Annotated in this window: 19 protein-coding genes; 14 read left to right on the top strand and 5 right to left on the bottom strand. The window is 63.4% G+C overall.

Annotation, left to right across the window (positions count from 1 at the left end):
* Positions 1 to 70: 70 nt before the first annotated feature.
* Genes trpC through LVY71_RS13400 form a run of 3 tightly spaced genes read right to left on the bottom strand, consistent with a single transcriptional unit; the run spans position 71 to position 3,852 of the window.
* Entirely contained in the window at positions 71 to 892 is an 822-nt protein-coding gene (trpC, locus tag LVY71_RS13410) for an indole-3-glycerol phosphate synthase TrpC (RefSeq protein WP_235100374.1), read from the bottom strand.
* 13 nt (positions 893 to 905) lie between these two features.
* Positions 906 to 1,919, bottom strand: a complete 1,014-nt coding sequence (gene trpD / locus LVY71_RS13405) for an anthranilate phosphoribosyltransferase (protein WP_235100373.1) — start codon at positions 1,917 to 1,919, stop codon at positions 906 to 908.
* A 40-nt stretch (positions 1,920 to 1,959) separates the two neighbouring features.
* Positions 1,960 to 3,852, bottom strand: coding sequence for a peptidylprolyl isomerase (locus LVY71_RS13400; RefSeq protein ID WP_235100372.1), 1,893 nt, complete (start codon positions 3,850 to 3,852; stop codon positions 1,960 to 1,962).
* A gap of 217 nt (positions 3,853 to 4,069) precedes the next feature.
* On the opposite strand from LVY71_RS13400, the gene tpiA reads away from it, so the two are divergent.
* From tpiA to LVY71_RS13380, 4 genes are all read left to right on the top strand, one after another.
* The gene (tpiA, locus tag LVY71_RS13395) at positions 4,070 to 4,825 is read left to right on the top strand and encodes a triose-phosphate isomerase (RefSeq protein WP_235100371.1); all 756 of its coding nucleotides are present in this window, start codon (positions 4,070 to 4,072) and stop codon (positions 4,823 to 4,825) included.
* Between the two features lie 135 nt (positions 4,826 to 4,960).
* Entirely contained in the window at positions 4,961 to 5,326 is a 366-nt protein-coding gene (secG, locus tag LVY71_RS13390) for a preprotein translocase subunit SecG (protein ID WP_235100370.1), read from the top strand.
* 180 nt (positions 5,327 to 5,506) lie between these two features.
* Entirely contained in the window at positions 5,507 to 7,138 is a 1,632-nt protein-coding gene (gene pyrG / locus LVY71_RS13385) for a CTP synthase (protein WP_235100369.1), read from the top strand.
* 110 nt (positions 7,139 to 7,248) lie between these two features.
* Complete coding sequence (locus tag LVY71_RS13380; RefSeq protein WP_235100368.1) at positions 7,249 to 8,070, top strand: COG3904 family protein; 822 nt, start codon at positions 7,249 to 7,251, stop codon at positions 8,068 to 8,070.
* 15 nt (positions 8,071 to 8,085) lie between these two features.
* On the opposite strand, the gene LVY71_RS13375 is transcribed toward LVY71_RS13380, so the two are convergent.
* A complete protein-coding gene (locus tag LVY71_RS13375) occupies positions 8,086 to 8,418 on the bottom strand; it encodes a PAAR domain-containing protein (RefSeq protein ID WP_235100367.1) in 333 nt (110 codons plus the stop codon).
* 128 nt (positions 8,419 to 8,546) lie between these two features.
* Between LVY71_RS13375 and LVY71_RS13370 the strand changes: the two genes are divergently transcribed.
* From LVY71_RS13370 to LVY71_RS13355, 4 genes are all read left to right on the top strand, one after another.
* The gene (locus LVY71_RS13370) at positions 8,547 to 8,879 is read left to right on the top strand and encodes an NIPSNAP family protein (RefSeq protein ID WP_235100366.1); all 333 of its coding nucleotides are present in this window, start codon (positions 8,547 to 8,549) and stop codon (positions 8,877 to 8,879) included.
* Positions 8,880 to 8,902: 23 nt separating this feature from the next.
* Positions 8,903 to 9,778: a VOC family protein gene (locus tag LVY71_RS13365; protein WP_235100365.1), complete on the top strand. Its 876-nt coding sequence runs from the start codon at positions 8,903 to 8,905 to the stop codon at positions 9,776 to 9,778.
* 66 nt (positions 9,779 to 9,844) lie between these two features.
* Complete coding sequence (kdsA, locus tag LVY71_RS13360) at positions 9,845 to 10,696, top strand: 3-deoxy-8-phosphooctulonate synthase (RefSeq protein ID WP_235100364.1); 852 nt, start codon at positions 9,845 to 9,847, stop codon at positions 10,694 to 10,696.
* A 44-nt stretch (positions 10,697 to 10,740) separates the two neighbouring features.
* Entirely contained in the window at positions 10,741 to 11,919 is a 1,179-nt protein-coding gene (locus tag LVY71_RS13355) for an MFS transporter (RefSeq protein WP_235100363.1), read from the top strand.
* Here LVY71_RS13355 and queF read toward each other — a convergent pair.
* A complete protein-coding gene (queF, locus tag LVY71_RS13350) occupies positions 11,916 to 12,395 on the bottom strand; it encodes a preQ(1) synthase (protein WP_235100362.1) in 480 nt (159 codons plus the stop codon). The two genes, LVY71_RS13355 and queF, sit on opposite strands and share 4 nt — an antisense overlap.
* 140 nt (positions 12,396 to 12,535) lie before the next feature.
* Between queF and eno the strand changes: the two genes are divergently transcribed.
* From eno to LVY71_RS13320, 6 genes are all read left to right on the top strand, one after another.
* Complete coding sequence (eno, locus tag LVY71_RS13345) at positions 12,536 to 13,819, top strand: phosphopyruvate hydratase (RefSeq protein ID WP_235100361.1); 1,284 nt, start codon at positions 12,536 to 12,538, stop codon at positions 13,817 to 13,819.
* A 134-nt stretch (positions 13,820 to 13,953) separates the two neighbouring features.
* Entirely contained in the window at positions 13,954 to 15,078 is a 1,125-nt protein-coding gene (locus LVY71_RS13340) for a CaiB/BaiF CoA transferase family protein (RefSeq protein WP_235100360.1), read from the top strand.
* Between the two features lie 111 nt (positions 15,079 to 15,189).
* Positions 15,190 to 15,741, top strand: coding sequence for an NADPH-dependent FMN reductase (locus LVY71_RS13335; protein ID WP_235100359.1), 552 nt, complete (start codon positions 15,190 to 15,192; stop codon positions 15,739 to 15,741).
* A gap of 62 nt (positions 15,742 to 15,803) precedes the next feature.
* Positions 15,804 to 16,121 carry an FtsB family cell division protein gene (locus LVY71_RS13330; protein ID WP_235100358.1) on the top strand — a complete coding sequence of 106 codons (318 nt, stop codon included), beginning with the start codon at positions 15,804 to 15,806 and terminating at the stop codon, positions 16,119 to 16,121.
* Positions 16,122 to 16,324: 203 nt separating this feature from the next.
* Positions 16,325 to 17,362, top strand: coding sequence for a pyruvate dehydrogenase (acetyl-transferring) E1 component subunit alpha (gene pdhA / locus LVY71_RS13325; RefSeq protein WP_235100357.1), 1,038 nt, complete (start codon positions 16,325 to 16,327; stop codon positions 17,360 to 17,362).
* A 44-nt stretch (positions 17,363 to 17,406) separates the two neighbouring features.
* On the top strand, positions 17,407 to 18,828 hold the full coding sequence (locus tag LVY71_RS13320) for a pyruvate dehydrogenase complex E1 component subunit beta (protein ID WP_235100356.1): 1,422 nt from the start codon (positions 17,407 to 17,409) through the stop codon (positions 18,826 to 18,828).
* The last annotated feature ends 12 nt before the right edge of the window (positions 18,829 to 18,840 follow it).

Raw genomic sequence — 18,840 nt, 5'->3', positions numbered from 1 at the left:
GCGCCTCGCCCTTGGCGTCGATATGGGTGAGGGCGGCACCAGTCTTCTTTGATTTTTCCTTGGCCACGGCTCAGCGCGTCCCGGTGGCGCGTTGCGCATCGTTGCGTGCCAGCAGCGTGCGGGTCGCTGCGGTTACGTCGGCCTGCCGCATCAGACTTTCGCCGACAAGGAAAGTAGCCATGCCGACCTTGGCGAGCCGCGCCAGATCCTCCGGCGCGAAGATACCGCTTTCGCCGACGCTGATGCGATCCTTCGGGATCAGCGGCGCGAGGTCTTCGCTGGTGGCGAGCGTGGTCTCGAAGGTGCGCAGGTTGCGGTTGTTCACGCCAAGCAGCGGCGAGCGCAGCTTGAGCGCGCGGTCGAGTTCTTCGCGGTTATGAACTTCGAGCAGCACGTCCATGCCGCGCGCGAAAGCGTCCTCCTCGATGTCCTTGGCCGCAGCATCGTCGAGCGCGGCCATGATGATGAGAATGCAATCCGCGCCGTGCGCGCGGGCTTCCGCCACCTGATAGGTGTCGTACATGAAATCCTTGCGCAGCACCGGCAACGAAACGGCGGCGCGTGCGGCGACCATGAAATCCAGCGAGCCCTGAAACGAGGGCGTATCGGTCAGCACCGAGAGACAGGCCGCGCCGCCGGCCTCATAGGCTTTCGCCAGCGCCGGCGGATCGAAGTCGGCGCGAATGAGCCCCTTGGACGGCGAGGCCTTCTTGATCTCGGCGATCAGTGCATAGTCGCCACTGGCATGTTTCGCGCGGATAGCCTTGACGAACCCGCGCGGGGCGGGCGCGGCCTTGGCGCGCGCCTCCATCTCGCCGAACGAACACGCGCGCTTGGCTATGGCGATTTCCTCGCGCTTGTAGGCTTCGATCTTGGTGAGGATGTCCGACAAGGGCAGTTCTTCCTCAAGCATTGGAGACGGCGACGAGGCGCGTCAGCCGGTCGGTCGCAGCGCCAGTGTCCAGCGCCTTGGTGCCGAGCGCAACGCCTTCCTTGAGGTCTTTCGCTTGCCCTGCAACCACGAGCGCCGCGGCGGCGTTGATCAGCGCGACATTGCGATAGGCGCCGGGCTTGCCGTCCAGTACATCGCGCAGAGCGCTGGCATTGGCCTCGGCGTCGCCGCCCTTGAGTTCCTCACTGGTGGCGCGCGGCAGCCCGGCATCCTCGGGTGTGACTTCGAAGGTGCGGATGTTGCCCTTCTCTAGCGCCGCGACGTAGGTCGGGCCGGTGAGGGTGATCTCGTCGAGACCGTCGGAGCCGTGCACGACCCAGATCGACTCCGCGCCGAGGTTCTTCAGCACCTGCGCCAGCGGCTCGACCCAGTGCTTGGAGAACACACCGACCATCTGCCGTTTGACCCCGGCTGGATTGGACAGCGGTCCGAGCAGGTTGAAGATAGTGCGGGTGGCGAGTTCGACGCGGGTGGGGCCGACATTCTTCATCGCCGGATGATGCGTCGGTGCGAACATGAAGCCGATGCCGACCTCGGCAATGCAGCGGCCGACGTCGTCCGGCGTGATGTTGATGTTGACGCCGAGCGCCGCCAGCGCGTCGGCCGCGCCGGATTTCGATGATAGCGCGCGGTTGCCGTGCTTGGCGACCGGCACGCCGGTGCCTGCGAGAATGAACGACGCGCAGGTCGAGACGTTGACCGAGCCGGAGCCGTCGCCGCCAGTGCCGACGATGTCGACCGCGTCGGGCGGGGCTTTTACGGTGAGCATCTTGGCGCGCATCGCGGAGACCGCGCCGGTGATTTCATCGACGGTCTCGCCGCGCACGCGCAGCGCCATTAGCAGGCCGCCCATTTGCGACGGCGTCGCTTCTCCGGACATCATGCGGTCGAACGCCGCCGCCGCTTCCTCGCGCGTCAGCGCCGCGCCGGTCGCGACTTTTCCGATGGTAACTTTCAGATCGTCCATGATTTCGCTTTAGGTAGGATGACTTCCGATTTTGAGAGCGTCATTGAGTCGAGGCTGCGCCGGTCGCCACCGCAAACGCGTTCTGGTTGATCGTGACGCCGATCTCGGTCTCAAGCTTGGTCACATAGGCGGCGAGCTGCTCCTCGGCTTCCGCCTGGCGAAGATTGTCCTTCAGCTTCTTGACGTCCTCGGAGGCGAGATCGACCGCCGGCACGACGACGTCGGTCACCTTGAACACCAGCCAGTCGCTTCCGCCGGCACCTTCAGCCTGACCGTTGCCGTCCTTCGGCGTGCGGAACGCTGCCGCCACCAGCTGCTCGGGCACGCCCTTGGGGTCCGCGTCGCGCTTGAACAGCGCCGCCGTTTCAACCTTTACGCCGGCCGCCGCAGCTTCGGCGTCGAACTTGGCGCCCTTGTTCAGCTTCTCGACGATCTCCGCGGACTTGGCGCGGAGCCGCGTCGCGACCTGTTCGTCCCGCCAGCGGACTTCGACCTGCGCCTTTACTTCGTCGAGCGGGCGTTCGCGCGACGGTGTGATGCCGAGCACGTCGAACCAGACTTCGCCGCCATTGAACTGCGCCGGCTCGTTCTCGACGCCGATATTGCTGGCGAAGGCGGGGGCGATGATGTCGATGCCCTGCGGCAGGCCGGTCACCGGCTTGCCGTCGGGGCCGCGGCCGGAGCGGTCGACGGCCTCGATCGTGACGGCGGTGAGGCCGAGCTTCTGCGCGGCCTCGGCGATGTTTGATCCGCCGCCGCGCTCGTCCTCGATCTTGTTGTGCAGGTCCTGCAACTGCGCCCGCGCCCGCTCGACCGCGATCTCGCGTTTGATCTGCGCGGCGAGGCTTTCATAGCTGGGGTTGGTGCCCGGCTCGACCTTGGTGACCTTGAGCAGCGCGGTCACCAGCGCGCCCTTCACCGGCGGACTGACGGCGCCCGGCGCCAGCGCAAACGCGGCATCCGCGAGCGCGGCATCCATGCCGGCTCTGGTCACGTTGCCGAGATCGATGTCGCTCGGCGTGAGGTTGCGCTCCTTGGCGATGTCCTCGAACGATGTCCCGGCGGCGATGCGGTCGCTTGCGGCTTTCGCCTCGTCCGGATTCTGAAACGGGATCTGCAAGACCTGACGCTTTTCCGGCGTCGCGTAACGCTCACGGCGCTGCTCGAACACCTTCTTTGCATCGTCGTCCGATACCTCGATCTTCTTGGCGAGTTCGTCGGGCGTCAGCGCCAGCACCGCGATCTTGCGATACTCCGGCGCGCGGAACAGTTGCTTGCGGTCTTCGAAGTATGCGGCAAGCGCTTCGGGCGAGGGCGCTTCGATGGTGCCTGCCTGCGCCGCGGTCAGCCGGATGTATTCGGCCGAGCGCTGTTCGTTCTGGAAGCGGACCAGCGCTTCGAGCTGGGTCTTCGGCGGCTCAAGACCGGCGGTGATTGTGCCGGTGATCTGGGTGCGCAGCGAACGGCGGCGCTGCTCGGCGATGTAGCGCTGCTCGGTGTAGCCGGCCTGACGAATGATCTGCACGAACCGCTCATGCTCGAACCGGCCGTCGAGACCCTTGAAGTTCGGATCGTTTGAAATCACCCGCACCACGTCGGCGTCTGATTGTCCGAGACCCAGACGGCGCACGTTCTCGTCGAGGGCGGCGTCCGCGATCACTTCCTGAAGTACCTGGCGGTCGAGGCCGAACTGGCGCGCCTGCTCCATCGTGATCGGACGTCCGAAGCGGCGGCCGATCTGCTGGAGCTTGTCGGTGAACAGATTGCGGAATTGCTCGGTGGTGATTTCCGTGCTGCCGATCTTGGCCAGCGACGATTGTCCGAAGCCCTTGAAGATGTCGGCGATGCCCCAGACGCCGAAACTGACGATCAGCACGCCAAACAGGACGGACATTACCGTCTTGCCGAGCCAGTTCGATGAGGCTTTGCGCATTCCTCGGAGCATGGGACCAACTTGATGTTTCAGGAGGAGGGGCGGTTCGCCGCAGTGGCGTTACCGCGTTGTTTCGCCGACATATAAAGGGGTGCCGGTTCCCTAGCAACCGTGCTGACGGCGACGCTTCAGCGCGGTTAACAAGCCAGATGTGGAACTGGCGTCTTCGGACACCCTCTGCTAGCGCAAATCCATCAATTCGCATGTGAGATCGACGATGACCGACAAGCGCCGCCCCCTGATCGCCGGGAATTGGAAAATGAACGGCCTGAAAGCCTCGATGACCGAACTGGCGTCGATCTGGCAGGGGGCCGGGGAGTTGAAAGACAAGGCCGATCTTCTGGTCTGTCCGCCCGCGACACTGTTGTTCACCGCCGTTTCGGTTGTTTCCGGATCGAAGGTTGCGATCGGCGCGCAGGACTGCCACCCCGCGCCCTCCGGGGCTCATACGGGCGATATTTCGGCGGAAATGGTCGCTGACACGGGCGCCACGGCGGTAATCGTCGGCCATTCCGAGCGCCGCGCCGATCACGGCGAAAGCGACGCCGTGGTGCGGTCCAAGGCCGAGGCGGCATGGCGCGCCAAACTGGTCGCGATCGTCTGCGTCGGCGAGACGCAGGCCGAACGTGACGCGGGACAGACGCTTGATGTCGTCGGACGCCAGTTGGCCGGATCGCTGCCAGACGGCGCGACCGCGGCCAATGTGGTGGTCGCCTATGAACCGGTCTGGGCGATCGGAACCGGCAGAACCCCGACGACCAAGGATGTCGAGGAAGTTCATGCGTTTATCAGGGGCAAACTCAAGGAGCGGTTTAGCCAAGAGGGGGCCAGCGTGCGAATTCTGTATGGTGGCTCGGTCAAGCCCTCCAACGCCGCCGAACTGATGACGGTGCCGAATGTCGACGGGGCGCTCGTCGGAGGGGCCAGCCTGAAAGCGGTTGATTTCCTTGCGATTGCGGCTGCGTGCCCCTAAATGCCGTTGCGGCGGCACGGCCTTGCGGGGGTGACAATACCCCCTGCAATCGTGTACAGACCGCGCAACTTCAACCCCCGCAGGCATCCGTGCGGCCGGCTCCCCGGCGCTGGTGGCTTGTGACGGAAGGTCACGATGCAAACTGTCATTATCGTCATCCACCTCATGATCGTTGCGACCCTGATCGGGGTGGTGCTGCTGCAGCGATCTGAAGGCGGCGGCCTGGGTATCGGCGGCGGCGGAGGCGGCGGTTTCATGTCGAGCCGCGGCACCACCAACCTGCTGACGCGCACCACGGCCATTCTGGCAGCGGGCTTCTTCATCACCAGCCTGTTCCTGTCGTGGCTCGCGAGCTACGAACGCAAGCCGGCGTCGATCATCAACACCAGCCCGGCGCCGATCTCTCAGCCCGGTGCTCCAGCGGCCCCTGCGGGCGGCCTGCTGGATTCGCTTAAGAAGCCGGAAGCGCCGTCTGCTCCGCAAGCGCCGCAGTCGAAGTAGCTCGGGTGTCGCGTCAAGTCTTGCAGGCATGCGTGAACGGCTTGTCTGCAAGTCTTAGAATTGTCTTCCAAGCGCCTGACTAAACTTACATATCCAAGTCACCCACAGCGTCGCGATTTATCGGCGTGCGCGTGGGTTTCATTTTGCGAATCGCAGCGGCGGAGATAAAGGTAGAGTCCCATGACGCGGTATATTTTCATCACCGGCGGCGTGGTCTCCTCGCTCGGCAAGGGTCTGGCTTCAGCGGCGCTCGGCGCTGTTCTGCAGTCACGAGGCTACAAGGTCCGCCTTCGCAAGCTCGATCCCTATCTCAACCTCGATCCCGGAACGATGTCGCCGTATCAGCACGGCGAAGTATTCGTGACCGATGACGGCGCGGAGACCGATCTCGATCTCGGTCACTACGAGCGCTTCACGGGACGTCCCGCGACCAAGCAGGACAACATCACCACCGGCCGCATCTACCAGGACATCCTGAACAAGGAGCGCCGCGGCGATTATCTCGGCGCGACCGTTCAAGTGATTCCTCATGTCACCAACGCCATTAAGGAGTTCATCCTCGGTGGCAACGAAGGCTACGACTTCGTGCTTTGCGAAGTCGGCGGCACCGTCGGCGACATTGAGGGTCTGCCGTTCTTCGAGGCCATCCGCCAGGTGAAGAACGATCTGCCGCGCGGCGAGGTGATCTACATTCACCTCACGCTGCTGCCCTACATTCCAAGCGCCGGCGAACTGAAGACCAAGCCGACCCAGCACTCGGTCAAGGAACTGCGCTCCATCGGCATTCAGCCGGACATTCTGCTGTGCCGCACCGACCGCGAGATTCCGAAGGAAGAGCGCCGCAAGCTGGCGCTGTTCTGCAACGTGCGCGAATCCGCCGTCATCGAGGCGCGCGATGTCGACAACATCTATGCGGTGCCGGAGGCCTATCACGCCGCGGGTCTGGACGATGAAGTGCTGGCGGCGTTCGGGATCGAGCCGAGGACGAAGCCTTCGCTCGACAGCTGGCACGTTATCAACGAGCGCATCCGCCATCCGGAAGGCGAGGTGACCATCGCCATCGTCGGCAAGTACACCGGCATGAAGGACGCCTACAAATCGCTGATCGAGGCGCTGTCGCACGGCGGCATCGCCAACAAGGTGAAGGTCAATCTGGACTGGATCGAATCCGAGGTCTTCGAGAACGAGGACCCCGCGCCGTTCCTCGAGCACGTCAACGGCATTCTGGTGCCGGGCGGCTTCGGCCAGCGCGGCGCGGAAGGCAAGATCAAGGCGGCGCAGTTCGCGCGGGTGCGCGACGTGCCGTATTTCGGCATCTGCTTCGGCATGCAGATGGCGGTGATCGAGGCGGCGCGCAATCTGGTCGGAATCGAGGACGCCAATTCCACCGAGTTCGGCCCGACGAAGGAGCCGCTGGTCGGCCTGATGACGGAATGGCTGCGCGGCAACGAGCTTGAGAAGCGCTCCCGCGCGGGCGATCTCGGCGGCACCATGCGCCTCGGCGCGTACCCCGCCGCGCTCAAGAAGGGCAGCCGCGTCTCCGAAGTCTACGGCGGTGCCACGGAAATTTCCGAGCGCCATCGCCATCGCTACGAGGTCAACACCGCCTACAAGGATCGGCTGGAACAGCACGGCTTGCGGTTCTCGGGCATGTCGCCGGATGGCGTGCTGCCGGAGATCGTCGAGTATGAGGACCATCCGTGGTTCATCGGCGTGCAGTATCATCCAGAACTGAAATCGCGCCCGTTTGAACCGCATCCGCTGTTCGCGTCGTTTGTGCAGGCTGCGGTGGTGCAGAGCCGTCTGGTGTAACAGCCCCAGCCCTCATTACGGCGCTTTCATCCAGCCGGGCTTTCATTGAATGATCGCGGCCGCCAGATAAGCTGTCTCCGGAAATTACCGGGAACGCTGTCGGATTGCTCATGATTCCCAAGATCAAACCTCCTTCCGGCCCGTCGAACGGTGAACCGGCCGGGCCGTGGGGAAAGCCTCCGGCTGAACAGCCGCCGCATCAGCCAGCGGCTCCACAGCCCGAGGCTGGCCGTCGCCGCTGGCTCGGCCGCAGTTCACTTGTATCGATGCTGTTCGCGATCATGATCGTTGGCCTCTGGGGCAGCCGCGCGTATCAGGACCTGTCGTCGCCATCAGCCTGGGCGTACTGGAAAGATCTGTATTTTTCACCGTCGCTGACATCATCCGTTGTGCGGATCGAGATCGGCGGACGATCAGTTCGCGCGCTTGCCATCAAAGGGGAGATCGGTGCCGCCGCCGCGAGCTGGTTTCGCGACAGATTGGACGAAGCGAAACTCGTTCCGGGCGACCTCGTCCTGATGTCGTCGCCGGGCGGGCGTCTCGATCAGGCTATGATCATCGGCGAGGTCATTCGATCGCGCGGACTGACGACGATGGTCGGGACGGCCGACGCGGACGGACGCCTGCGCGCCTCTTATTGCGCCAGCGCCTGCGTGTTCGCCTATGCCGGCGGAAAAGTTCGCGAAGCCTTTCCCGGCTCGGCTTTGGGCGTTCACCAGTTCAGGACCGAAGCGCCAAAGGGGGCCGATGCCGGACGCGATATCGTTGCCGACACGCAAAAGACCACCGGGATGATTCTGGAATATATGACGCGGATGGGCGTTTCGCCGGCCATCCTGCAGGCAATGTCCACCACCAGGGATATTCGCTGGCTCAAGGAGAAAGAGGCTTTCGATCTCAATCTCGCAACCGATCGTTACGCTGCGAACTAAGAGCACGCGCCGTCCTTAGTTCGGACACCCCGACGTCTGGTCGCCGGTACGTGCCGCCGGCTTGCCGTTGATATAGATTCCGCCAGCGCCTCCGACCACCACGCCGCCGCATCCGGTTCTGCCGCCGAGCACCGCCGCGGGCCTGCCGTTAATGAAGACGTTGGGCGATCCCTCCACAATCGCGCTGCCGTCGCTCGTGGTGTCGCCCTGGCGTGCCGCGGGCTTTCCGTTGAAGGTCACGCCGTCCGCGCCGCCGGTGATGACGCCGGGCACGCCGGTCGACTGGGCCAGCACTGTCGTCGAGAGAGCTGCTGCCAAAGCGATCTGGCAAAACAACATGGTTCGCATGACAAGCCTCTGTTCGGCGGGAAGCGCTTGATAACCGTTCGCGCAGGCCACTATATGCCGGACCGGGAGAACCTGCATAACAACAGTCGGTGCCGCCCATGCGCCGGTTCAAAATAAGAAGAGGTGAAATGAGCAAGATTTACGAGATGCGCGTGTATCGCTGCCTGCCGGGTCGTCTTCCCAATCTGCTGAAGCGGTTTGAGAACACCACGCTGGAGCTTTGGAAAAAGCATGGCATTCGTCAGGCGGGCTTTTTCACCACCGCAGTCGGTGAATCCAATCAGGAACTCACGTATTTTCTGGAATGGGACTCGATGGCGGACCGCGAAACGAAGTGGACCGCGTTCATGACCGACCCGGCTTGGATTTCCGCGCGCGCCGAGACCGAGAAGGACGGTCAGATCGTCGGCAACATCGTCAATCAGTTCCTGGTGCCGACGGCGTTCTCGTCGGTGAAGTAAAGGGCGCATCTCGCGCAATCGCCATGCCTCGCGGTCTCGATCACATCGTTCATGCCGTTAGCGATCTCGATGCGGCAGCGGACGTCTATCGGCGCGCCGGCTTTACGATTGGCGCGCGCAACCGGCATCAGTGGGGCACGCACAACCACGTCGTTCAGTTTCCCGGCTTTTTCATCGAAATTCTGACAGTGGCCGAGCCTGAAAAGCTCGGCGACGACGGCCTGTCACAGCACTTCGGCAGTCCCAATCGCGAGGCGATCACGCGCGGCGACGAAGGCTTCTCGATGCTGGTGCTGGAAAGCACCGACAGCAATGCCGACGTGGCCGATTTCGCCCGCAGCGGCATTGGCGTCTCGCAGGCCCTGCCGTTTTCCCGCGAGGCAAAATTGCCGGACGGCAGCGCGACGACGGTGGGATTCTCGCTGGTCTTCGCCAGGGATGCGCGATCGCCGCACACCGGCTTCTTCACCTGCCGCCAGCAAAATCCGGCGGCGTTCTGGAAGCCCGACTATCAGCAACACGCCAACGGCGCGAGCGGCGTTCTCGGCGCGGTTCTCGCTGCCGGCAATCCGGCCGACCATCACATTTTTCTGGAGGCATTCACCGGCGTCCGCGATCTGCATGCGAGTTCGATGGGCATGACGGCGCATACGCCGCGCGGCGATATCGAGATCATGGAGCCGGTCGCCTTTCACGATCAGTTCGGTGTGACGCCCAAACTGGACGGCGAGGGCGCCTCGATTAAAGGACTACGTCTGGCGGCGCCGGACATCGACCGTATCGCGCGCGTGCTCAGGGACGGCGGGATTGCGTTCCGGCGTCATGTCGGGCGGCTCGTTGTTCCGCCCGAGGCCGCCTTCGGCGCAACCCTGATATTCGAGGCTCCCGGCAGGATTTGACGGCCCGCCCTTGATCGATTCATCCCGGGTCGGCATGGTCAATCCGGTTTCTGAAAAGGATATCTCTTGAACGCCAAGATCTCCGCAGCCCCGGTGGTGTCCGCAGGCAACGTCACATTCGGCAACGCGCTGCCGCTGGCGGTGATCGCAGGGCCGTGCCAACTGGAAAGCCGCGCGCATGCGCTTGAGACCGCGTCGGCGCTGAAGGAGATCGCGGCGCGTCTCGGCATCGGGCTGGTCTACAAGACCTCATTCGACAAGGCCAACCGCACCAGCGCGTCCGCCGCGCGCGGCATCGGACTTGAGACCGCGCTGCCGATCTTTGCCGAAATCCGTTCGTCGCTGGGATTGCCGGTGCTGACCGATGTGCACGAGATCGATCAGTGTGCGCGCGTCGCCGAAGCGGTGGACGTGTTGCAAATTCCGGCGTTCCTGTGCCGCCAGACTGATTTGCTGCTGGCGGCGGCGGCCACCGGCAAGGTGGTCAATGTCAAGAAGGGGCAATTCCTCGCACCCTGGGACATGGCCAACGTCGTCGCCAAAATCACCGGTGGCGGCAACGCCAATGTGCTGGTGACCGAGCGCGGCGCGTCGTTTGGCTACAACACCCTGGTCTCCGACATGCGTGCGCTGCCGATCCTGGCACGCACCACCGGCGCGCCGGTGATCTTCGACGCCACCCATTCGGTGCAGCAGCCCGGCGGCAAGGGCACCTCGAGCGGCGGCGAGCGTGAGTTCGTGCCGGTGCTCGCGCGGGCGGCGGTTGCGGTCGGTGTCGCGGGTGTGTTCATCGAGACCCATCCCGATCCTGACAACGCGCCATCGGACGGCCCCAACATGGTGCCGCTGAAGGATTTCGAGGCGCTGGTGAAAAATCTCATGGCATTTGACACGCTTGCAAAGAGCGGGACGCGCTAAAGCCAACCGGCTGGCGCGGCGTTAAAGGAACGAATGAAGTCCTGATGCTGCCAATCCTCAATGTCATCGCTATGGTGACCTTCGCCTCGGCTCTGTCGTCGCGCGCGATGGAGCCGGTTGTGCCGCTGGTGTCGACCGACCTTGCAGTCAGCATCGCGGCTGCGGCCAGCCTGTCCACCGCGATGGCGCTGACATTTGCGATCGTCCAGCCGATTATCGGTGCGGCGGCCGATGTGTTCGGCAAGCCGCGGCTCCTGATCGTCTGCCTGTCGCTGCTCGGGGTCGCGAACATCGCCGGCGCGCTGGCCGCGTCATTCGAAATGCTGTTCTTGTCCCGTATCCTCTGCGGCATCGCCGCCGGTGGTACGTTTCCGGTCGCGATGGGGCTGGCGTCCGATCTCGTGCCGCTGGAGCGGCGGCAGGTGGCGCTGGGCCGTCTGCTGTCCGGCGCCATGGCGGGCAATCTACTCGGCGCGACGGCGTCGGGTGTCATCGGCGACTTCCTTGGCTGGCGCGGCGTCCTCACCGTACTGGGCCTGCTGATGGTGTTCGCATCCGTTGCGGTCTGGCTCGGTTTCCGGCGCGGCGGAGTCACCCACGCGAAACAGGCGGTGAACTTCTCAGCGCTCAAGCGCGGCTACCGCACGATCATCGGCAATCCAAAGGCGCGAATCTGTTTTGCGGCAGTGTTCTTCAACGGGCTTCTCGTGTTCGGATTCTTCCCGTTCGTGGCGGCGTTGCTGTTCGAACTGGGGGAAACGCGGGCGTCCATTCCCGGGGTGATTATCGCTGTTTTCGCCATCGGTGGTCTAATCTATACGGTGACGGTGTCGCGGATGCTGGCGGCTTTCGGCGTCAAGGCGCTGATGATCGGCGGCGCACTGGTGGTGACGATTCAGTTCGTCATCGTCGCGCTGGGACCGGACTGGAGGGTGCAGGCTATCTGCTTCCTGCTGATGGGGATTGGCTTCTACAGCTTCCACGGCTCGCTGCAGGTGTTCTCCAGCGATCTCGCGCCGGAGGCGAGGGCGTCGGCGATGTCGCTGCATGCCTTCTGCTTCTTCATGGGGCAGGCGGCTGGCCCCATCGTCTACGGTTTCGCGCTCGCGCATTTCGGCACACTGTTCACGCTGTCGCTGAGCGGGACTATCATGCTCGTCAGCGGCGTGACGGCGGCATGGCTGTTGAACCGCCTGCCGCCCGACCGAAGCGCTCCCGCCTAGCCCCGCCCGCGATAGGGCGCGACACCCTGATCGGGCACCCAGACGCCGCCCGGCAGTTTTCCGGTCTGCCAGAACACATCGATGGGAATGCCGCCGCGCGGATACCAGTAGCCACCGATCCGCAGCCAGCGCGGCTTGATCTCCTTCACCAGCCGCTTGGCAATGGAGATGGTGCATTCCTCATGGAAGCCGCCGTGGTTGCGGAAGCTGGTGAGATAGAGCTTCAAGGCCTTGGACTCGACCAGCCACTGGCCGGGCACATAATCAATCACAAGGTGAGCGAAATCGGGCTGGCCGGTGATCGGGCACAGCGTCGTGAATTCGGGCGCCACAAAACGCACCAGATAATCCGTGCCGGGATGCGGGTTGGGCACGCGGTCGACTTTGGCCTGGTCGGGCGAGGCCGGGGTTTCGACCTGATGACCGAGTTGCAGGGACTGCGCAGCGGCCTTGCTGATGCGGGGCTTTCTGGACATGGGTGTCTCCGTTGCCCTCTGATAGCCATTCCTGATCAAAACGTCACGGGATCAAGAGCTTCGCCCGGCCTTTTCCAGCGCGGCGCGTTCCTGTAGAAGCTGCCCCAAATCCTTAAAACCGGACTCCTGAAAGGGCGCACATGACCGCAATCGTCGACATCATCGGCCGCGAAATCCTCGACAGCCGTGGCAACCCGACCGTGGAAGTCGATGTGATCCTTGAGGATGGTTCGCTGGGCCGCGCCGCGGTTCCGTCGGGCGCCTCCACCGGCGCGCATGAGGCCGTCGAACTGCGCGACGGCGACAAGAGCCGTTATCTCGGCAAGGGCGTTCAGAACGCGGTCGAGGCCGTCAACGGCGAGATCTTCGACGCTGTCGGCGGCATGGAAGCCGAACAGCAGGTCCAGATCGACGATACCATGATTGATCTCGACGGCACGCCCAACAAGAGCCGCCTCGGCGCCAACGCCATTCTCGGTGTGTCGCTGGCGGTCGCCAAGGCTGCTGCGGAATCGCTCGGCATGCCGTTGTATCGCTATGTGGGCGGCACCTCGGCGCGTACGCTTCCCGTGCCGATGATGAATATCGTCAACGGCGGCGTCCACGCCGACAACCCGATCGATTTCCAGGAAATCATGGTGATGCCGGTCGGCGCGAAGAGCTTCTCCGAGGGCTTGCGTTGCGGCGCGGAGATTTTCCACACGCTGAAGGGCGAACTGAAGAAGGCCGGCCACAACACCAATGTCGGCGACGAGGGCGGCTTCGCGCCGAACCTGCCGTCGGCGGACGCGGCGCTCGACTTCGTCATGAGCGCGATCGGCAAGGCCGGATATTCCGCGGGCAAGGACGTGATGCTGGCGCTCGATTGCGCCTCCACCGAATTCTTCAAGAACGGCGCCTACGTCTATGAAGGCGAAAAGAAAACCCGTTCGCGCTCGGAGCAGGCAAAATATCTTGCCGATCTCGTGTCCCGCTATCCCATCGTCTCGATCGAAGACGGCATGGCGGAAGACGACATGGACGGCTGGAAGGAACTGACCGATCTGATCGGAGCGAAGTGCCAGCTCGTCGGCGACGATCTGTTTGTCACCAACGTCACGCGCCTCGCGGACGGCATCAGGAAGGGTCTCGGCAATTCCATTCTGGTCAAGGTCAACCAGATCGGCTCGCTGACCGAGACACTGGCGGCCGTCGAGATGGCGCACAAGGCGGCCTACACCGCGGTGATGTCGCATCGTTCCGGCGAGACGGAGGATTCCACCATCGCCGATCTCGCGGTGGCGACCAACTGCGGGCAGATCAAGACCGGCTCGCTGGCGCGCGCCGACCGCACGGCAAAGTACAACCAGTTGCTGCGCATCGAGCAGGAACTCGGCAACCAGGCGATCTACGCGGGCAGGGCCGCGCTGAAGGCGCTTGCCTAAATTGCTTTGCGCCGGAAGTGACGCCGGAGCATCGCTGCATTTCATTTCTGTGAGCAACTGACGGCTTGCCTTGGCAGGCCGTCGCCGCTTGACTTGGTGCAAGCCGGGATTCCACCGGCGCAGGAGACGATGTGATGCAGGGTCCGCTCGCCGGAATCAAAGTCATTGAAATCGGACAGGCGCTCGCCGGTCCGCTGGCCGGCGCAATCATGGCGGACATGGGTGCCGACGTGATCAAGATCGAGAAGCCCGACGGCGGCGACGATGCGCGCGGCTGGGGGCCGCCGTTTATCGAGGAGGCCTCGATCATGTTCCACATCACCAACCGCAACAAGCGCTCGGTGACCATCGACATGAAGGATGCCGCCGGCATCGAGAAGCTCAAGACCCTGGTGCGCGGCGCCGACATCCTGATCCAGAATCTGCGCTCCGGCGTGGTCAACGATCTCGGCATCGGCCCCGGCGACATGCGCGCGCTCAACCCGCGGCTGATCTATTGCTCGATCTGGGCGTTCGGGCCGAAGGGGCCGTTGTCGAAAGCGCCGGGCTTCGATCCGCTGTTGCAGGCGTTCGGCGGCGTGATGATGCAGACCGGCCGTCACGAAGACCCGCCGACCTTCTGCGCGCCCGCCATCAACGACAAGGCCACTGCGCAGTGGTGCGTGATCGGCGCGCTTGCGGCGCTTCAGCAGCGCCACGTCACCGGCCAAGGATGCGTGATCGATACCTCGCTGCTCGACAGCGCCGCATCATGGGTGGATTCGTCGCTGGCGACCTATCACGTCACCCAGGAACTCTCGCCGCGCACGGGTGCCGCGACGCCGACCATCGTGCCGTATCAGGTATTCGAGACCGCCGACCGTCCGATGGTGATCGCCGCCGGTTACGACCGGCTGTTTCACAAGCTCGCAGCGGCGCTCGGATTTCCGGAATGGGCGACAGACCCGCGGTTCGCGCGGGGCAGGGATCGCTTCTTGCATCGCGAGGCTTTGCTGGGACTGATGAAGCCGGTGCTGCTGACAAAGACACGGGCCGAGTGGCTGGCCAGGTTCGAGGCGGTCGGCGTGCCGTGCAGTCCGGTCAACACCATTGCGGAACTTGAGCAGACCGAACAATTCAAGGCGTCCGATCTGCTTCGCGTGCTGCCGGGAAGCGGGTTGCCGGTCATCGGATTGCCGATTTCATTCGATGGTCAGCGCCCGCATCCGCATTCCGGCGCGCCGCACCTGGGGCAGCATAACGACGACGTGCTTGGGTGATTTGAGTCGGATGAGCGTGCGGCCTGAATTTAATGCACTTGCATCCTTTTGACGGCGACGCTAATCCGGCGTCTTGCGCGCTCGATTTGCAGTCGTTGAAAGGATCGTCTCATGGCCCATTCCGTCGCCGTCATTGTCGGCAGCCTCCGCAAGGAGTCGTTTTCCCTCAAGATCGCCAATGCGTTCGCCAAGCTTGCTCCATCGTCGCTGAAGCTTGAGATCGTGACCTTGCACGGTCTGTCGTTCTTCAATCAGGATCTGGAAGCGCCCCCCTCGGCGGACTGGGTGACGTTTCGCGAAACGATTCAGAAGTCCGACGCGGTGCTGTTCGTGACGCCGGAATACAACCGGTCCGTTCCCGGCGTCCTTAAGAATGCCATCGACGTCGGATCGCGTCCCTATGGCAAAAGCTCTTTCAACGGCAAGCCGACCGGGATCGTGGCCAATTCCCCCGGACCGCTGGGTGGCGTAGCGGCGGCCATGCACTTGAAAACCATTCTGCCAGGTATTTCCGGCCCGATCATGCAGCAGCCGGAAATCTACTTGAACGGGATCGGCACCGCCTTCGACGACAAGGGCAATCTGACAACGGAAGCCCTTGAGAAGGTGATGAAGGCCTACATCGACGCGTTCGCGGCCTGGGTCGATCGCCTGAAGAAATGACACCAGCGTGACGGCAGCGCGGTTGTTAGCACTCGATTAACCGCGCTGTCGCATCGTGCGGCATGGTTTCACGCTCCCGACTCAAAGCCGTCATGACCGGCCTCGCGCTCTACGCGATCGCGGCGGCGCTGATCGCCTATTTTGGCGTCAATGCCTACACCGGCAAGTACGGGCTGAATGCACGGCAGGATCTCGATCAAGAGATCGTGCAACTGACGGCGGAACTGGCGCGGCTCAAGGCCGAACGCATTGCGGCCGATCAGCGCGTGGCGCTGCTTCGCTCCGACCGCGTCGATCCCGATATGCTCGACGAACGCGCCCGTTATCAGCTCGATTACGTACATCCGCGTGATGTGGTCCGGATGATCGGTCCGAACTGATGTTCTAAGCCGAAGTTCGTGGCGCGCTCCCTTGCGAACCGCGACATCAGGTTTCAAATTTCAAAAATCGTTCGCTTTGGATTTTAAAATTGCGTTCGCTGCATTGCGTCATAGACGCGCGAATTTGCAGCACAGGCAATGCTTTCATGGTGATGTGAGTTGGAGTAGAGAGGATCGTATCCGCTCTCTCATCCGGACATGACATGGCCTCACCAAAGAAAAGCGCCGCAGCTCCAAATGCGGGCCAAGGCACCGGCAACGGCTCCCGCCATCCCAACACGCTGACGTTCACCAAGGAGCAGGAGCTTCACGCTTTTCGCGAGATGATGTTGATCCGCCGCTTCGAGGAGAAAGCGGGCCAGCTTTACGGAATGGGCGCGATTGGCGGTTTCTGCCATCTCTATATCGGCCAGGAAGCGGTCGTGGTGGGCATGCAGATGTCCCTCGAGCAGGGCGACCAGATCATTACCAGCTACCGCGACCACGGCCACATGCTGGCCTGCGGCATGGACCCAAAGGGCGTGATGGCCGAGCTGACTGGACGTGAAGCCGGCTATTCCAAGGGCAAGGGCGGCTCCATGCACATGTTCAGCAAGGAGAAGAATTTCTTCGGCGGTCACGGCATCGTCGGCGCGCAGGTTCCACTCGGCACGGGTCTGGCTTTCGCCAACCGCTATCGCGGCAACAAGAACGTCAGCATCGCCTATTTCGGCGATGGCGCGGCCAACCAGGGTCAGGTCTACGAAAGCTTCAACATGGCGGAGCTGTGGAAGCTCCCCGTGATCTACGTCATCGAGAACAACCGCTACGCGATGGGCACTTCGGTGACCCGCTCGTCGGCGCAGACCGATTTCTCCAAGCGCGGCGCGTCGTTCAACATTCCGGGCGAACAGGTCGACGGCATGGACGTCCGCGCCGTGAAGGCCGCGGGCGACAAGGCCGTGCAGTGGTGCCGCGAAGGCAACGGGCCCTTCATCCTCGAGATGCAGACTTATCGTTATCGCGGACATTCGATGTCGGACCCCGCCAAGTACCGGACCCGCGAGGAAGTGGACAAGGTGCGCCACGACAGCGATCCGATCGAGCAGGTGCGCCAGCGGCTGCTTGAACTCAAGGTGAGCGAGCAGGATTTGAAGTCGGTCGACGCGGAAGTGCGCGAGATTGTCAACGCCGCGGCGGATTTCGCGCAGCACACGCCGGAGCCGGACGCGTCCGAGCTTTACACTGACATTTACCGATAAGCGCGCGCAGCCTGCGCATTGAGAAGAATACGTCCGGAGCGACCATGCCGATTCAAGTTCTGATGCCCGCGCTTTCGCCCACCATGGAGAAGGGCAACCTTTCCAAATGGCTCAAGAAGGAGGGTGAAACCGTCAAGTCCGGCGATGTCATCGCCGAGATCGAGACCGACAAAGCCACGATGGAGGTCGAGGCGACCGACGAAGGCACGCTCGGCAAGATCCTGGTCGCGGAAGGCACCAACGACGTCGCGGTGAACACGCCGATCGCAACCATCCTGAGCGACGGCGAAAGCGCCGCCGATCTCGTTAAAGCTCCGGCGGCCGCTGCGGCCAAGGCCCCTGAACCCAGCGTTACAGTTAAGCAGGAGGTTGAAGAGTCCCGCTCACCCGTCGGGGAAGGCAAGCCCCAGATCAGTGCGCCGCCCGCCGTCGCAGCCCCAGTGGCCCCGGTCGAGCCGGACCCCGAAGTGCCGCCCGGCACGGAGATGGTGAAGATGACCGTGCGCGAAGCGCTGCGCGACGCCATGGCCGAGGAAATGCGCCGCGACGGCGATGTGTTCGTGATGGGCGAAGAGGTCGCGGAGTATCAGGGCGCCTACAAGATCACGCAGGGCCTGTTGCAGGAGTTCGGCGACAAGCGCGTGATCGATACGCCGATCACCGAGCACGGCTTTGCCGGCGTCGGCATCGGCGCGGCGATGGCCGGACTGAAACCGATCGTCGAATTCATGACTTTCAACTTCGCCATGCAGGCGATCGACCAGATCATCAACTCGGCGGCGAAGACGCTCTACATGTCCGGCGGCCAGATGGGCTGCTCGATCGTGTTCCGCGGTCCGAACGGTGCCGCGGCGCGCGTCGCCGCCCAGCACAGCCAGGATTACTCGGCCTGGTACTCGCAGATCCCCGGCCTGAAGGTCGTGACGCCATATTCTGCCGCCGATGCAAAGGGCCTGCTGAAAGCCGCGATCCGCGATCCCAATCCGGTGATCTTCCTCGAAAACGAAATCCTCTACGGGCACTCCGGCGACGTGCCGAAGCTCGACGACTATGTCGTTCCGATCGGCAAGGCGCGCATCGCACGCGCGGGCAAGGACGTCACCCTGATCGCGTGGTCGAACGGCATGACCTACGCGCTGAGCGCAGCCGAAGAGCTGGCCAAGGAAGGCATCGAGGCCGAAGTCATTGATCTTCGCACGCTGCGTCCGATGGACACCGAGGCCATCATCAATTCGGTGAAGAAGACGTCGCGCGCTGTCGTTGTCGAGGAAGGCTGGCAGCAGTCCGGCGTCGGCGCGGAAATCGCGGCGCGGATCATGGAGAACGCGTTCGACTACCTCGACGCTCCGGTGGCGCGCGTGTCGGGCAAGGACGTGCCGATGCCGTATGCGGCCAATCTCGAAAAGCTCGCACTGCCGACGGTGGCCGAAGTCGTCGCCGCCGCCAAGGCCGTTTCGTACCGCTGAGAGCAGGACCAG

This window comes from Bradyrhizobium sp. G127, assembly GCF_021502575.1.
Lineage (GTDB): Bacteria > Pseudomonadota > Alphaproteobacteria > Rhizobiales > Xanthobacteraceae > Afipia.
Note: the sequence above shows the minus strand (reverse complement) of the source record. Positions and strands in the feature narration are given on the sequence as shown.